The organism is Corynebacterium sp. HMSC074C04, from assembly GCF_001838295.1.
Taxonomy (GTDB): domain Bacteria; phylum Actinomycetota; class Actinomycetes; order Mycobacteriales; family Mycobacteriaceae; genus Corynebacterium; species Corynebacterium amycolatum.
In genome coordinates this window covers 667,959-683,166 of the sequence record NZ_KV836272.1, presented here as the reverse complement: position 1 = coordinate 683,166, position 15,208 = coordinate 667,959, and the positions used below count along the sequence as shown (strand labels likewise).

Sequence of the window (15,208 nt, the reverse complement as noted above, 5' to 3'; positions counted from 1 at the left end):
GTGGGCTAGACTGAGCCTTCTTTTTCAATGACAAGCATGCGCGCCTCGCCCTGCGGGTGCGCGACATGCTCGTCGCCGGCTTCTGCAAAACAGATAGTGCCAGGCGTTAATGTGCGTACGCATTCCTGTCCCGCATCGCGGTAGTGCATGTCGACGGCTCCGTCGACAACCACAAAGACCTCTTCGCCATCATTGATGTGCCACTTGTATGGCTGATCGCTCCAGTGGAGCCGGACGCTTGTGGCGCCAGTCATAGTGACAACATTCAGTGCACCCCACGGGCGATCAGCGGTGAAGTCTGCGGCTTCGATGAATTTCATGAGCCAATTCTAAGCGGATTTCGTCCCGAGTGGAAAGGCCTGGATGAACGGCTGCCGTCCGGTGTCTAGCGCTACCTACCGCCACTCGGCACTTGCCGGGTCAATACCTTCCTTACGGGCCTGAGCTTCAATCAACTCCAGCAGGTAGCCAGCATTGCCGCGGTAATACCGGTCAAACCGGGAATCAGCGACGTACATGCGAGCCAGCAGAATCTGCTTTTCTCGACCGGCCTCGTAGAAGCGGGTAATAGAGGCCAAGTGACGGTCAACTAGCTCGGTCGCCTCTTCGGAACCTGGCTCCACGTGTCGCTCGGCAGCGTCGGCAAGCGCATCGGCAAAATCCTTAGCCTCTGCCTCAAGAGCAGCCCAGTCGTTATCCGTCATGTTTTTCTGAGCCTGCTGGGACTGCTCCCACTCGGTGGTGTCACCCCAGCGCTCCTCAGCCTCGGCCTCTAGATTCTGCCAGTCGCGGCCCAAGAGCTCTGCCTTCGTCTTTGCTTCCATCGTGTGTCCTTCCTCAATCAGTTTGTCCAGAGACTGCACCATGTGGTGCAGGGCAGCGATCTTCTCTGTGAGAACAGTTCGCTGTGCGAGCAAACGATCTTTCCGACTTCTCGAGGAGGAATCGCAGTGGATGAACTCCTCGATAGTCTTCAACGGCACACCAGCGGCGCGATAGACCAGAATCTCCAATGCCGTGTCGATATCCTCATCGGTGTAGAGGCGGTAGTCGGACCACGTGCGATACTGCGGGCTGAGCAGCCCGATGGCATCCCAATGTCGCAGCGTGCGCGTTGTAACGCCCAGGAGCTCGGCTGCCTCGCCGATGGTGTACTCGTTGTCGTTGTTGCTCACGGGAATCATCTTTCTGTTTGACGTCGCGTCAAGGTCAAGGCCAGATGCCGGAATCAGATGAGGAAGTTTGCTGCGGCAGCCGCAGGAATGTCGTTCCCGCGATTGCCAACCTTCGGGCTCCTACCGCAAGAGCCGGAGCCTGTTGATTGCCGCCGTCACCTCCTGGAAACGAGGCTCCGCGAGATGACCTGAATTATTGAACTCAGCTGTCGCGTCGAAGAGCGAATGACAAAAATTGTCGTACTCACGCTGGATTAGCTCGATAAGGTCAGTACGCCCATCGAGCTGCTTGACGACGGCCCCCAGAATCCGGGCAATTGCTTCTGTTTGGGAGGAATCCATCAATTGACTGACAGCGCGCAAGTCAAGATTGTCCTTGCCCACCTGAATCAGCTCGAGACCACGAGCACGCGGTGGCTTAGGCGGTTTCGCACCGCGGCCACGACCATCACGCCCGCCGCCACGTCCGCCGCGGTGACCGCCACGTCCGCGACCATTGCGGCCGTCATGCCCGCCACGGCTCTCACCGGCAGGAGAGCCTGCCTGCAGTAAACGCTCACCAATCTGCGCGAATGCTGGCGAAGGTGCAGCCGGAGTGGCAGATTCGCGAAGTTCACGGGCGCGCTCGGTGACGTCGTAAGGCGTGTACGCATCCATAGCAATCACGGTGTCCGCGACATCGATGAACGCACCAGAACCACCAGCGACGATGACCGTGGAGATCCCGTGGTCCTCCCAGAGCTCGCGGACCCGTGCGACCAGTGGAGTAATCGGCTCGCGGTCATCGGGGATGAGTCGGCGCATACGCTCATCGCGAATCATGAAGTTGGTCGCGGAGGTGTCCTCATCGATGAGCAGCACTCGCGCACCGGAACCCAGCGCCTCCATCAGGCCCGCAGCTTGGGAGGTCGACCCCGACGCGTTCGCCGTGGAAAACCGGGTCGTGTCATCACCGGAGGGAAGACCGTTGATAAACGGTGAGATATCCACACCAGTGATGGCCCGGCCGTCCTCGGCACGCAGCGCAACCGCAGTCTCGTCGGCGACCACAAACTCGCGGCCATCGCCAGCGACATGGTTATATACGCCCGTGACCAGGGAGGACAGCAGCGTGGACTTACCGTGATAACCGCCACCGACAATCAACGTCACGCCCCGCGGGATGCCCATGCCGTGCACCGTTTTCCCCGAAGGTAGCTGAAAACTGTGCTGCAACGATTCCGGCGAGGTAAACGCAGTCGCACCGGGCTTCGGCAGCTGGCTATTTCCCGCCTGACGGGGCAACACCGACCCGTCTGCCACAAACCCAATCAGGTCCGCGTCCGCCACTGCACGGCGCAATGAGTTCTGGTCATACTCCAATTCCGCAGCTGCCTCGAGTGCATCGATGGGTGCGTTCACGATGGCGTCGTCAAGCGCGTCCAACAAATCCCCACAAATCAAGCGCGCTGCCTCACGCCCGAGAATGCGTCGGCCGCGGGCGGGCAGTTGGATTTCCAGGCAGATCTGGAGGGCATCGCCATGCTTATCGACGTCGTGCGCATCCCCACGGAGCTCAGTGACAGCTGCTCGACGCAAAACCTGCTGACCTGGGGGATCGATAAACAGACCGCGGCCATACTTCTTAAACGCGCGCACGAGGCGACGGTTCAATAAGTCGAGCTCTGCCGTGCTGAACCTGCCCGGTTGTGACCGGGATGCGCCGCGATAGTCCAGCACTGACAGCGGAATGTGGACGCGTGCCCGTGATGCTGGGGCGTAAGGGTCGGATTGGACCTTGTCGATAAACAGTGTCGTGTCGAGATCCGGCAGGTCGTGGGAGCCACGAAGAGATTTGTATGCACCGTAGCTCTTGCCATCGAGGTTGGAAAGACGTCGATAAAGGTCAGCGGACATATTGCTACTTTCGTTGAGGGAATTCGGTGTTCTTCCCGCGAGTGTAGCGACTGAGCGCCGGATGAGAATTGCCGTCGGGCGACACAGCGGGGCTGCCGCATACGGTAGCGCCGTTGCTACAGGCAGGTAGCGTGAGAGCCATGACTGATAGCTCGGAAGCTGACAAACCCACGGACGCAGGGAACACCCCAGAGTCGGTGCAAAAACACGCCCGCGCGAATGCCAAGCGTTACGTTTGGGCGAACGGACTACAGAATATCGGCGATCAAATCGTCGCGGCGAAGACGCTGTTGCCATGGCTGCTGCATTCGGCTGGCGCGCCGGGCTTCTTCATCGCCATGCTTGTGCCGGTGCGCGAGTCCGGTTCGATGCTTCCGCAGGCCGCCCTCACACCTTGGGTGAAATCTCGCCCGCGCCGCACAACCGTCTGGATCGCTGGTGCTTTGGGGCAAGCCATCGCAGCAGCGCTGATTGGTCTGGCTGCGTTGTTCCTAGAAGGCACCGCGCTCGGCGTCGCTGTCATCGTCGCGCTTGCAGGCTTTGCAACGGCCCGAGCCCTGTGCTCGATGGCCTCAAAGGATGTCCAGGGCCGCACGATTCCGAAGGGGCAGCGCGGGCAGATTAGTGGCCGAGCTGCGATGTTGGGCGGTGTCGCCGCAATTATTGTTGGTGCAGTGTTGTGGATTATCCGCGACAACGTCACCAAACCAATCGTGGCGGGGCTCATCTTTGTTGCGGCACTGTCGTGGGTAGCAGCAGTTTTGATTTTCCGTGGGATTGTTGAGCCCACCAACGAGGGGGACAAGGAAGAACCGAATAAAACCTGGTGGCAGGACACCTGGCGGCTCTTTAAAGAGGATAAGAACTTCCGCGACTTTGTGATCGTCCGTAGTTTGTTGCTGGTCACAGCATTATCCACGTCGTTCATCGTAACCCTAAGTGCACAGGTGGGAGCTGATCTGGAAGCCTCTGACGGTAGCGGCGGGGGAGTAAGCGCCAATGTCGGTATCTTCATGCTCGCCGCAGGCTTCGCCTCTTTGGTTGGTGGAAAAGTCGCCGGAATCTGGTCGGATAAATCCTCGAAGAAGGTGTTGACCTACTCTTCGCTGGTCGGTTCTATTGTTCTCTTTTTGTTGGTCGCAAGTGCTCACTGGCTTTCCGCCGGTGCGAACGCTTGGATTTTCCCGCTCGGCTTCTTCGCGATGTCCGTCGTCCACGCCGGTGTTCGCGTGGCTCGTTCGACCTATGTTGTGGACATGGCAGAAGGAGACAAGCGCACCGAGTATGTCGGAGCAGCCAACACCATCATGGGCGTTGTCCTGCTCATCGTCGGTGCGCTTTCGGGTGTTATCGCCAGCTTCGGCCCTGCGGCAGCTTTAATCTTCCTGGCACTAATGGGACTGGTTGGTGTCGCTATGTCCAGCAGGCTGAAGGAAGTCTCGGCGCCGCACAAGGTGACGCCTTAGCAGGGCAGTTCTTTAACAAGGCGGAAGCGCTAGCTCACACTAACCGCTACAGCCTCATCGTTCTTGCGCCTGACAATGTCAATAACCAGCGCAGTACCGATCACCGCAGCCCGCGTTTCCTTGTTCAAGTTCGGCTCCAAATGCAGAGCGTACGTGTCCTTGCCGGTAATAGCGCCTTTGAGACCACGGTACTTCCGGTCAATCTTCGCAATCGGGCGTCCCTTGCTGGTCAGTGCGTAATTTTTACCGCGGAAGCCGCCGTCAACATCGACGTCGGAAAGCCCTTTGACGGACAAAGTTAGCCGTGATTTTAGGCTGAATCGTTTGGTCTTGGCTGTGGCGATCTTAGCGCCGTTGGGTGTGAGAACCTTGTATGTGTCGCCGAAAACGTTCGCGGGGTCGGTGATGGTGAGGAGCTTGTCGCCCTCTTTGCCATCCTCGTCCATATCGAAGATGTCGTACTTGACACCGATGCCCAACATGCGTCGACCCAGTGATCCTGCTTGGGTAATTTGGGCAATCTGGGTGCCGTTGTCATCGAAAATAGAGTATTCACTGCGCATAACGTTGCGTGTTTCTTGAACTAGCAGTGTGTCGGTCGTAAGCAGTCGAGGTTTCTGTGTGTTCACGAATTAGCTCCAAACTCGATGACAGTTATTTAGAACTCTACGACCATCTTGCCGGTATTGCCTCCGCTAAACAGTTCGAGGAATGCAGCTGGCATGTTCTCGATACCGTGGCGAGTGGTGACATCGTAGGCGACCTTACCGCTGACGACCTGCGGAGCCATTCGCTCCTGGAATTCATCTGCCAGGTGCAGGTACTTGCCCAAGACGAAGCCGCGCAGAGTAATGCACTCGCCAATCGCCAGAGCCAAGTTACGTGGTCCGGTCGGAGCTCCAGTGTTGTTGTACTGGGAGATTGCGCCACACATAGCAACGCGGCCAAAGGTGCGCATCGCGCCGATGGCTGCCTCGAGATGGTCGCCACCGACGTTGTCGAAGTAGAAGTCAATGCCCTCTGGAGCGGCCTTTGCCAGCTGTTCTGCAACCGGGCCGTCGTTGTAGTTGAAGGCGGCATCAAAGCCGAGTTCGAGTAGACGCTCAACCTTCTCGTCCGAGCCGGCGGAGCCAATGACACGGGCTGCGCCCATCTGCTTGGCGAACTGACCAGCAGCCGAGCCGACCGCACCAGCAGCGCCAGAGATAAAGACGACGTCGCCTTCCTTCATCTCTCCGACAGCAGTCAGGCCAACGTAAGCAGTAAGTCCAGTAAGACCAAGGATGCCCAGGTGGGCAGCAGCCGGTGCAACGTTGAGGTCAACCGGTGTTGCCTCGGAATCGGCAATAACAGCATTGGTCTGCCAGCCATAAGAGTGGCGGACAGCGTCGCCAACCTGGAACTTATCCGACTTGGACGCAAGGACAGTGCCCACAGCGCCGCCAGTCATTGGCTGGTCAAGCTGAAAAGGAGGAACGTACGACTTGGTGTCGTTCATCCGGCCACGCATGTAGGGATCGACGGTAGCGACCGAGTTGGCTACCAAAATGTCGCCGTCGTTAAGCTCTGGCAAATCGACGGTCTCGAGGCGGAAATTCTCGTCAGTCGGCAGGCCGGTCGGTCGGGAAGCTAGAACCCACTGCTGAGTGGTGGTGGGCAGTTCGGTTGTGGACGATGCATCAGTGGAAGTCACTGTTTTTCTCCTGTTGCGTATTCCTGGATCTATTGTCGGATTGTTGTTGCGTGGCCTCTATATCGTGATAAATATCCGAGCCACGTAGGCTGCCACTGTACCGTTGCCGGAGTGGTTCAGGCTATGCCTGGATATGTTTTTATAGCTTAAAGCGATTGGGAAATCGCAGGTTAAGTCTCCTGTACCCAGGAATCGAGGCGCTCAATTAGAACGTCCAAGTCGTCCAACAGAGGCATGTCGGGCAGTCGTTCGGCGACTACGTTGCGGACACTCGTGTACCACCACAATTGCTGGCTCGGAGTTGACCGAAAGCGTTGTCACAAGGCGTGGCCATCGCGGTCCAAATCCTCCAGAGTCTGGTTGAGATTGTGGAACTTATCCGCAGCGGCCACGATGATTGACTCCGCGCTGCCACGAGAAAGTTGCTCCAGGTAGGCATCGGCGCGTTCCTGCCAGGAGGGCAGGGAAGAGTCTTTGGTGACGCCCTCGACAATCTCAACCACGCGAGGTCCGAACTCATCTTCCATCTCGGCACGTGAGTAGTTTTCCGGCACGTCTTCCAAAATGTCGTGGAAGAGGGCTGCCAACAGCACGTCTTCGTCGTTAGTCACGCTCGCCGCAATCAACATCACCGCCATTGGATGGCTGATATAGGGAACGCCAGATCCCTTTCGGTAGTGCCCATCGTGCGCGCGGGAAGCAGTTGCGATGCCGCGCATGAGCCTGCCACTGGGGCGTGTCGAAGCAAAGGTGTCAGCGTTTTCCATGGGTATCCCGACCTTTCGTTGATGCATGAAAAATAGCAGCGTCTAAGCTTGAACATCATGAACGTCGCAGAAGTAGATCCGCTCATCGAGTCGATGTACCGGTGGTCCGATGTCAGTGGTGTCCTGCTCATGGGCATCATCGGTGGCACCATCGCCCGGCAACGAGGCTACGACATCATCGGGTTCTTCTTTATTGCACTGTTCTCTGCACTGGGTGGCGGCATGATTCGCGATGTTCTGATTAACCAGGGCACCGTCGCCGCAATGAGTCAGCCGGAGTACCTAATCCTGGCATTCACCGGTGCACTTATCGCGCGATTTTTCTATTTCAAAGGTAAGACCTGGGAATACGTTCAGGTCCACGGTGACGCTGTGGTTTCGGGTCTTTGGGCCGCTACGGGAACGGTCAAAGGTGTCACGTATGGCTTGCCCATTCTGCCGTGCATCATGATGGGCGTTTTCACAGCCACTGGCGGTTCCATGATTCGTGACATTGTTACCGGACGGGTACCCGCTGTTTTCGGCGGCAATCAGCCCACGGTCATCCCCGCCGTGGCTTGCGCAATTATTGTCATCGGAGGCCACCATCTGGGATTTATGGCCGTGTCCATGGTCGTCGGTCCCGTCGTCAGCATTCTGCTGTCGCTGCTGGGGTACTGGGGCAATTGGCGCGTATCGGCACGCTCTGAGTGGGCACCATTGAACGACACCGCGTCGCAGATTGCGGTCCTCGCGCGTCGCGCAGAGGGCAAGAGCCGTGAGGTCGGTCGACGCTTCGAGCCCGCGCGCCTGCGCAGTTGGCGCCACCGCCAGATGGAAAAGGCGCTGCAGCGTCGCATTCAGGCTGAGGTCGATAGGGGAGTATCGCGTTCCGACGCAGAGGCCAACGCGGAGGAATTCCTGGAGGAGTTCAATGCGGACTTCCCAGCGGATCTGGAAGTTCCGTCGGCACAACAGGAGACAGAGCAAGACGAAAGCGATGAATCCAATTTCGGTGTGGACCTATCCGGCGATTCCTATGACGATTACGGGGAAGATACTGCGCTGCGGCAGCGGGAATACCGGGAGATGTTGGATCAAATTCTTGCTGACGATGAGGCGACCGATTTGCTCGTCGCAAAGCTAATGAAGAAATACGACCAGCGGGATTAGAGGAGCGGTAGAGACATGGCATCGACGAGTACTGCGAGCAGGCATTTTGGGCACATTATTAAGGAACACACCCTTGAGGTTCCCTGGGATCCTTTTACCGGGGCTGCGGATGCTGCGACATTTGAGCTCTTCGCAAGGGAGATCTGTGCGCCAGGAAATGAGGACGCGCCGGCAATTGTCTATTTGCAGGGAGGTCCAGGCTCCCCGGCACCGCGTCCGGTGGGAACTAGCGGAGTAATTGGTGAGGCGCTGAAGGAATTCCGCGTGATTCTTTTGGATCAACGTGGCACGGGGCGCTCGCATCGAATTGATGCGGCCAATATTGCGGATATTCCGGGCGCGCGGCTTGCGCAATTGCGTCAGGAATACATTGTCGAAGATGCGGAAGCATTGCGAAAGCATTTGGGCATTGCGAGATGGTCACTGTATGGGCAGTCCTTTGGTGGTTTTTGCATTACTTCATATCTCAGCCGCTATCCGCAATCCGTGGAGCACGCTTACCTCACGGGTGGTTTGCCCGTTCTGGATCGTGGCGCTGACGACCTTTATCGCACGACATATGCGAAGCTGCGCACCCGCCACGAGCGCTTTTATCGCGAATACCCGTGGGTGGAGAATCGCATTCGAGAAATCTGCGCGCACCTGGAGCAATCTGCAGAAACTCTCCCCACTGGTGAGCGTCTGAGTTCTCGCCGATTCCGAACCATCGGAATTGAATTGGGCCGCGGAGATGGATTCCATAATCTGGCGTATTTGTTGGAAGAGCCATTCCACATTCGCAATGGCGAAAAGCAATTGCGCATTGATTTCCTAGCCGATGTCGGATCCCGCGTGAGTTTCGCCGAGGGGCCGCTATACGCCGCGATTCACGAATCCATTTATGGCGGTGTCGGGGAGCAGCCCACAACCAATTGGGCAGCTCACCGCATTCGCGAGGAAATTCCAGGTTTCGAAGAAAATGCCAATCCCGCAGGAGACGAGCCGTTTTACCTCACCGGTGAGCACATTTTCCCCTGGCAATTCGATGAAGACCCCGCGCTTATTCCTTTCAAGGAAAAGGCCGAAGAATTGGCGCAGCACACCTGGGAAAACTCGCCGTATGATTCCGCGCGCTTGCTTGCCGACGCTCCGACCTCGGCAGCCGCGATCTATCTCGACGACATTTTCGTACCGTTCGATTACTCGATGGGGACAGCCAACTGCTACCGAGATCTGCGACCACATGTGACCAATGCATTCCAGCATGACGGTATTCGCCACGATGGCGCGGCAATCTTTGCGCGGCTCCGCGAGCTCGTCGAGGATCACTAGGCGAGTATCCGAGCGCTGAGTCTTAGCGCGGTGAGCTCGACCGAGCCTAGACCTCTGCGCGCGCAAGTCGAGCAAAGGCGCCGTCGGCGCTCAAGAGGTTGTCATAAGTGCCGCACTCGATGAGTTGGCCGTTTTCGATGACCAGGATGTCATCGGCCTCGGTCAGAGTCTGAAGCCGGTGTGCAATGAAGATGCAGGTCGCGCCACATGCGCGGGCATTGTCGACGATACGAGCCTGCGTCAGTGGATCCTGGTGGCTGGTGGCTTCGTCGAAAATGACAATCTTTCCGGCGAGGTTGGCACCGGGGCCGTTGGGCACGGAACCGTCGGCAAGTACCGCGCGTAAGTAGGTGCGAGCCAGCGCCAGACGTTGACGCTGACCACCGCTAAGCCGCTGCGCGCGGCGGCCAATGGGCCTATCCAGCGGTAGCTCAGCAGGGTTGATGGCAGCGAGTTCGAGTGCCCAGTGCATCAGCGATTCGGGAACCTCGCAGCCATCAGGTGCGCCGAGACACAAGTTCTCAGCGACAGTGGCCTCCATGAGAAAAGGATTCTGATCTGCGACAACAACAGCTCGGCAGGCATTGGTTGAGCCGAGGTCACGGGCATTGTGACCATTGATGATGACCTCTCCCGCATCCGGATCGACATGCCGTTGGATTAGCCGGGAAAGCGTGGACTTGCCCGAACCGGTGGGGCCGACCACACCGATGAACTGGCCTGTGGCAATGCGCAGATTGATCTTGGTCAGCGCACGGTTATCGGCGCCAGGGTAGTGATAGCTGACATCGCTCAGTTCGAGGGCAGGGACAGGGTCGGCGGAGTTGGCCCGGGCGCCCTGCGCATGTCGCGGTTCAAACTGATTCGGCATCTCCAGCTGCTCCGGCTGCCGCGGTTCTTCCACAGTCGGTGGCTGCGCGGCCAGCTCCCTAATCCGAGTGACTGCATTGAGCCCTGCTGGCAGAGAAGATGCCAGGCGCTCGATCGAATCCATCGATGCAGCTGTTCCCGCCACCAGGGACGTCGCCACCAAAACTGCGGGCAGCATGCGGTGATCGGCTGAAAGCGCCGGGATACCAGCACAAAAGACAGCGATGCTGCCGCCCCAAATCCGAAGCCCAGTCGCACCAGAGCGCAGTCCAGCCCGCTTGCCGCCTGCACGCATCTTCTGGGTGAGCTGCTCGTCGAGCTCGCGCAGTCCCCGCAGCCGCTGCTCGGCTGCGCCGTAGATGAGGATTTCCTCCCGAAGTCGCAGTGTATCGGCGATATACTGCGCAACTTCCGTGCGTGTGGAGTTCGTTGCGGAGGCCTCCGCCGTCGTCTTCTTAGCGCCTGCGAGCGCAATCACAAAGCCAACCGCAAAGGTCAGTGCCAGAACAATCGTAGGCAGTGCTCCGGCAGTCAATGACGCTGTCACGACTGCCAGCAGAGGAATTAATACGGCCGTCACCGCAGGCGCAATTGTGTGCGCAAAGAAGACTTCCACACGGTCAACATCACGAATCGCAATCGTGTGGATCCTGGCAGTACCCAGCCCATCGGTTATCGCGGGCGCCTGCGGGATAAGGCGCTCGACGATCCACAGTCGCAGCTCGCCGAGCAGCTGAAATGCCGCCAAATGTCCGAGGTACTGCTCGACATACCGCAGAATCGCTTTCAGCAGCGCCAGCCCCGCAATCACGCCAATGACCGCCCAGGTCCACGTCATGCCCTTGCTTTGCGACGAGCCGGTTGCGTCCCACTTCAACAGCGCAATTGTGGCAATTGCCCAGGCAGGCACGGCCAGCATTAATGCACCCAGTATGTGCCCAACCACGCGTGCGAGGATAGATGCGCTGAGCGCCCCGCGAGCCTGTGCGGAAAAGCGCAGCAACCAGATGATGTTGTTCATGTCAGCTCTCCTCGGTCAGCGCCCGTGCGTAATACTCATTGCTTGTGCTCAATTCGTCGGGTTTGCCCGCAGCCACAATCCGGCCTTCAGCGACGACAATGACCAGGTCAACGTCCGATAGTGCCTCCATTCGGTGAGCGACCATGATGCTCGTGCGACCTTCAGCGAGGCGGGTCAAGGACTCCTTGATGAGACCTTCCGTCCGGCGATCGATGTCCGCTGTCGGCTCGTCGAGAAGCACAATCGGAGCAGTACCGAGCAGACCACGCGCAATGGCCAGGCGGCGTCGTTGCCCGCCCGAGAGCCAATTGCCCTGATCGCCGACTTCCGAATCGAGACCACCAGGGCGCTGTTCGATTTCGGTGAGTAAGTGCACGTCGCGAAGTGCTTTTCGCATATCGACGGCCGTTGCGTCCGGGCATGCGATGCGAAGATTGTCCGCGACGGTGGTGCCGAAAATGGCTGGTTGCTGGGAGATGAGTAGCGAGTTGGCGAGCAACTCCGGGGTTGAAAGAGCGTGGCCGTCGAGGGAGACTTCCCCGGAATGTGGCTGCAGGCCTGCGAGTACACGCAGGAGTGTGCTTTTTCCGGAACCGCTGGGGCCAACGATGCCGACTCTGCTGCCGGCTGGAATTGTCAGGTTGATATCGGAGAGAATGCGCTTTTCGCCGATGTCAACGCTGACATCGCGGAGGGAAATCTCCGGTGCGTGCTGTGCGTGCGGTGCCTGCGGCGCGGAGGCATCGGTGGAATGCGCTGTTGCGGCTGTGGACGCTTCAGCTGGAGGTTCACCGAACATCTCCACAATTCCATTTCGATGGGTGCGTCCACCGAGTCCGATGTAGAAGGTCCGACCGACACGATTAACGGGCTCGTAGAGCAGAACGGATAGAAAAACACCTGCGAGAGCAGTGCCTACGCTGATTGCGCCGGCCTGTAAACGCAGCAGGACAAGGCCGATTGCTGTAGTCGACATTGCAATTCCAAAAACAGCATCGTTGACAATAATCATCAGCTGATTGCGGGCGAGCAGGGCGGTGAGCTCAGCCATCGCGGTGCGAGTTTGGCTGGCAAAACGCGTCATGACCCGGTCAATTGCTCCAAGAACTTTGAATGTGCCCAGCCCTTCGAGCATTTCCAAATACGCATGTGTGGCCTTCGCTTGCTTTCGGCGATACGTCGCATTGGATTTCCGCAGGATTTTTCCAGCCCCAATAATGATCAACGGCGTGGAAATGAAAAATAGTGCCAGCCACAAGGCGGTTTTCGTATCCACCCACAAAGCCCAGACCACCAAAATAATCAGTGGAGCACTAAACGAGGCCAACGTGGGAGCGAGAAATGTCGCTCGGTAATTCGCGGTCTGTTCGACGCTTGCGGTCGCTGCATCGAAGAGTAGGCCCTCGCCAGTGTTAGAGGCGCTTCGGTGTGCGTGACCGGATTTCCCGCCACCGTGCCCTTTTCCATGTGCGTGCTTCGTGGCCTGTTCAGGAGCAGAAAACTCCGGCTTCAGCACACTGCCAACCACATGCGAGCGCCACAGCTTTTCCTGCTCCCCAGCTAGCCGTGGTGGTAGTGCCTCGGTGACATAAGCACAGAGGCTTCCTAGAATGACCGCCACAATTGTAGCGGCCAGGGATTCATGAAGCCCCCAATCCCCAAACCAATTGCCGCCACTGGTGAATGTCATACCGCCGTGCAAACTGCTGAGAGCATCGAGCGCGTGTCCAAGAGACACGGCACTGAGAGCGAAGGAAAAGCTACGCCCCCAGCTGGATAACAAAACCCAGTGCATTCCGCGGGGAGGCGAAGTCAGTGCTTCATGAATCCACATAGCGACGTGAAACCTATCTTCTATTTAGCCAGCGCGTCAGCGATCTCACGCAGTCCATCGGGCATGTGCATTCCGGCGGTGCCAGAGGTCGTCTTCGCATCGATCAGTTGCACTCGATCATTCTTGACCGCAGCGACGTCGGCAAGCGCCGGATTATCCAGCAACTCCTGGAATGGAGCCTTGCCCTGTCCGTGGAAATCCTGAATCAAAATGACATCCGGATTGAGCTGCACAATTGTCTCCGGATCAGCGGGAACGGCACCCGGGCGCTTGCCCTTTGGCGAAATCGGCTCGCCACCGGCCAGCTCAACGAGATTCGTCGTCGCCGACTGCATTCCCATAATCATCTTCTGACCACCGCGGGCAAACAGGACCAGCGTTTTTGGCTTAGTTGTGGAATCAATTCCCGAGAGAATCTCTTCGGTTTCCGATTCAATCTTGGCAACCATTTCGGCCGCTTTGTCCTCAGCTCCCAGCAACTTGCCGAGCGTGGTCACCGATTCTGCCAGCGCCTTCGGCGAAGCGAAATCACTGCTGGAAAACGCAGCGGTCGGAACATCGCTGGCGCCCAGCAGCTTGCTTGCCGACTGCTCCTGATCATGGCGGCTAGTCATCAACACCATGTCCGGCTCATAGGACAGAATCTGCTCCGGATCCGGCTTCGTGGAGTTGGCAATTGCATTAGGCACCTTACGCGCCAGCTCAACCTGATTACCAGAGGTCTCATCGAGCGCGTTCTTCGTCACCGCGACGACACGCTCTGGCCCAACCAGTTCCAGCGCCAGATCTGCAACCTCGGTCGACAGTGCAACGATGCGCTTCGGCTGACTCTGCACCGTAACGTCATGGTCGCCGACTGTCACAGTCCGCGGCCACTGCGCCTGCTGGTTTGTCGAAGTTTCGCTTGACGACGGCTGCTGCGACGCCTCCTCCGAAGAGGAACAGGCGACGACCGCAGCGAGTGGGAGCGCTGCAATCAACGGCAGAGCGAAGGCCTTTTTAGAGTTTCGCTTCAAGGCAGAGATAGGAGAAGTTGGTGAAAACACGAAAGTACTTCCTTGAATGTTGAGTTTTGATTGTCGGGAAAGTTTTCAGTTGCGTTATCGCTAGCTGGAATCAGTCAGTCTGAATCAGTCAGTCTGAATCAGTTAGCCGCAATCAGTCAGCCGGGCGAGCCCGAGCCAACGCCGTCACTCGCACCGAACCGGTATGCGGATCGGTATCGACAGCGCTGGAGATGCGATAAATCGCATCTATTCGGGGAGGTGTTAGCACCGCTTCGGCGGAACCAGTGACTTCCAATCCGCCGTTGTGAATCACACTGAGCCGGTGGCAGCTGCGGGCCGCGAGGTTGAGGTCATGAAGGACGACTCCGATACCGTGGCCTTCGTCGGCAAGCTCGCCGAGGAGCTCGAGGATTTCCAGCTGAAACCCGATGTCCAAGGCCGCAGTGGGTTCGTCGAAAAGCATGACCTTGGCCTGTTGTGCCAATAGCTTTGCGATGAACACCAATTGCCGCTGCCCGCCGGACAGAGCCGTGATAGGGCGGTCGGCGAGTGCGGTGACACCGACGCGGTCTAGCGCGTAGGCGACGATGTCGTGGTCCGTGGAGTTTAGTGAGCTGCGGAAACGGTCACGCCGACGGTGGTGCGCGTACCTGCCGAGTGCCACGACAGTTCGAACGTCAATAGCAGCATCGGCCGGTGTGTGCTGTGGCAGGTACGCCAATCGAGTGGCGCGTTCGTGGGCACGAAGCTTCGTCAGCGGCGTGCCGAGGAGCTCAACCTGCCCCAAACTCGGTGTCACAATGCCAGCCATAGCACGGAGCAAGGAGGATTTTCCGGTGCCGTTGGAGCCGATGATGCCGTGGACTTCGCCAGGTCGAATAGCAAGGTTCACGCCACTTACGACGGTCCGATTGCGGTAACCGACACTGAGGTCGGTAGCCCGCAGCAGCGCGGTGCTGTCGGTGTCTGGCTTAGTGACGTGGTCAGTGAGATTTTGCGTCTGCTGACTCATGACT

The 15,208-nt window shown here is 58.2% G+C and carries 12 protein-coding genes and 1 pseudogene; 3 read left to right on the top strand and 10 right to left on the bottom strand.

Going from position 1 to position 15,208, the window contains the following annotated elements:
* Positions 1-5: 5 nt before the first annotated feature.
* From HMPREF3011_RS07365 to HMPREF3011_RS07355, 3 genes are all read right to left on the bottom strand, one after another.
* On the bottom strand, positions 6-320 hold the full coding sequence (locus tag HMPREF3011_RS07365) for a cupin domain-containing protein (RefSeq protein WP_070429484.1): 315 nt from the start codon (positions 318-320) through the stop codon (positions 6-8).
* A gap of 75 nt (positions 321-395) precedes the next feature.
* Entirely contained in the window at positions 396-1,184 is a 789-nt protein-coding gene (locus HMPREF3011_RS07360; protein WP_070841346.1) for a MerR family transcriptional regulator, read from the bottom strand.
* A gap of 111 nt (positions 1,185-1,295) precedes the next feature.
* Positions 1,296-3,071 (bottom strand): ABC-ATPase domain-containing protein, encoded by a 1,776-nt coding sequence (locus tag HMPREF3011_RS07355; protein WP_070841345.1) that lies wholly within the window; start codon positions 3,069-3,071, stop codon positions 1,296-1,298.
* Positions 3,072-3,211: 140 nt separating this feature from the next.
* Here HMPREF3011_RS07355 and HMPREF3011_RS07350 point away from each other — a divergent pair, with 140 nt between their 5' ends.
* Positions 3,212-4,537, top strand: coding sequence for an MFS transporter (locus tag HMPREF3011_RS07350; protein ID WP_222867186.1), 1,326 nt, complete (start codon positions 3,212-3,214; stop codon positions 4,535-4,537).
* A 29-nt stretch (positions 4,538-4,566) separates the two neighbouring features.
* On the opposite strand, the gene HMPREF3011_RS07345 is transcribed toward HMPREF3011_RS07350, so the two are convergent.
* From HMPREF3011_RS07345 to HMPREF3011_RS07335, 3 genes and pseudogenes are all read right to left on the bottom strand, one after another.
* Complete coding sequence (locus HMPREF3011_RS07345; RefSeq protein ID WP_246821465.1) at positions 4,567-5,100, bottom strand: LURP-one-related family protein; 534 nt, start codon at positions 5,098-5,100, stop codon at positions 4,567-4,569.
* A 95-nt stretch (positions 5,101-5,195) separates the two neighbouring features.
* A complete protein-coding gene (locus HMPREF3011_RS07340) occupies positions 5,196-6,230 on the bottom strand; it encodes an NADP-dependent oxidoreductase (RefSeq protein WP_168168156.1) in 1,035 nt (344 codons plus the stop codon).
* A 170-nt stretch (positions 6,231-6,400) separates the two neighbouring features.
* Positions 6,401-6,997, bottom strand: a pseudogene (locus HMPREF3011_RS07335) (HD domain-containing protein).
* Between the two features lie 57 nt (positions 6,998-7,054).
* Between HMPREF3011_RS07335 and HMPREF3011_RS07330 the strand changes: the two are divergent.
* Positions 7,055-8,149: a trimeric intracellular cation channel family protein gene (locus HMPREF3011_RS07330; protein WP_038628175.1), complete on the top strand. Its 1,095-nt coding sequence runs from the start codon at positions 7,055-7,057 to the stop codon at positions 8,147-8,149.
* Positions 8,150-8,164: 15 nt separating this feature from the next.
* Positions 8,165-9,460 carry an alpha/beta fold hydrolase gene (locus tag HMPREF3011_RS07325; protein WP_070841343.1) on the top strand — a complete coding sequence of 432 codons (1,296 nt, stop codon included), beginning with the start codon at positions 8,165-8,167 and terminating at the stop codon, positions 9,458-9,460.
* A gap of 46 nt (positions 9,461-9,506) precedes the next feature.
* Here HMPREF3011_RS07325 and HMPREF3011_RS07320 read toward each other — a convergent pair whose 3' ends face one another.
* The 4 genes from HMPREF3011_RS07320 to HMPREF3011_RS07305 form a co-directional block, all read right to left on the bottom strand.
* On the bottom strand, positions 9,507-11,351 hold the full coding sequence (locus HMPREF3011_RS07320) for an amino acid ABC transporter ATP-binding/permease protein (RefSeq protein ID WP_070841342.1): 1,845 nt from the start codon (positions 11,349-11,351) through the stop codon (positions 9,507-9,509).
* A gap of 1 nt (position 11,352) precedes the next feature.
* The gene (locus HMPREF3011_RS07315) at positions 11,353-13,089 is read right to left on the bottom strand and encodes an ATP-binding cassette domain-containing protein (protein WP_235191236.1); all 1,737 of its coding nucleotides are present in this window, start codon (positions 13,087-13,089) and stop codon (positions 11,353-11,355) included.
* A 116-nt stretch (positions 13,090-13,205) separates the two neighbouring features.
* Positions 13,206-14,231, bottom strand: a complete 1,026-nt coding sequence (locus HMPREF3011_RS07310; protein WP_038628185.1) for an ABC transporter substrate-binding protein — start codon at positions 14,229-14,231, stop codon at positions 13,206-13,208.
* A 112-nt stretch (positions 14,232-14,343) separates the two neighbouring features.
* Positions 14,344-15,204: an ABC transporter ATP-binding protein gene (locus HMPREF3011_RS07305; protein WP_070841341.1), complete on the bottom strand. Its 861-nt coding sequence runs from the start codon at positions 15,202-15,204 to the stop codon at positions 14,344-14,346.
* Positions 15,205-15,208 lie beyond the last annotated feature (4 nt).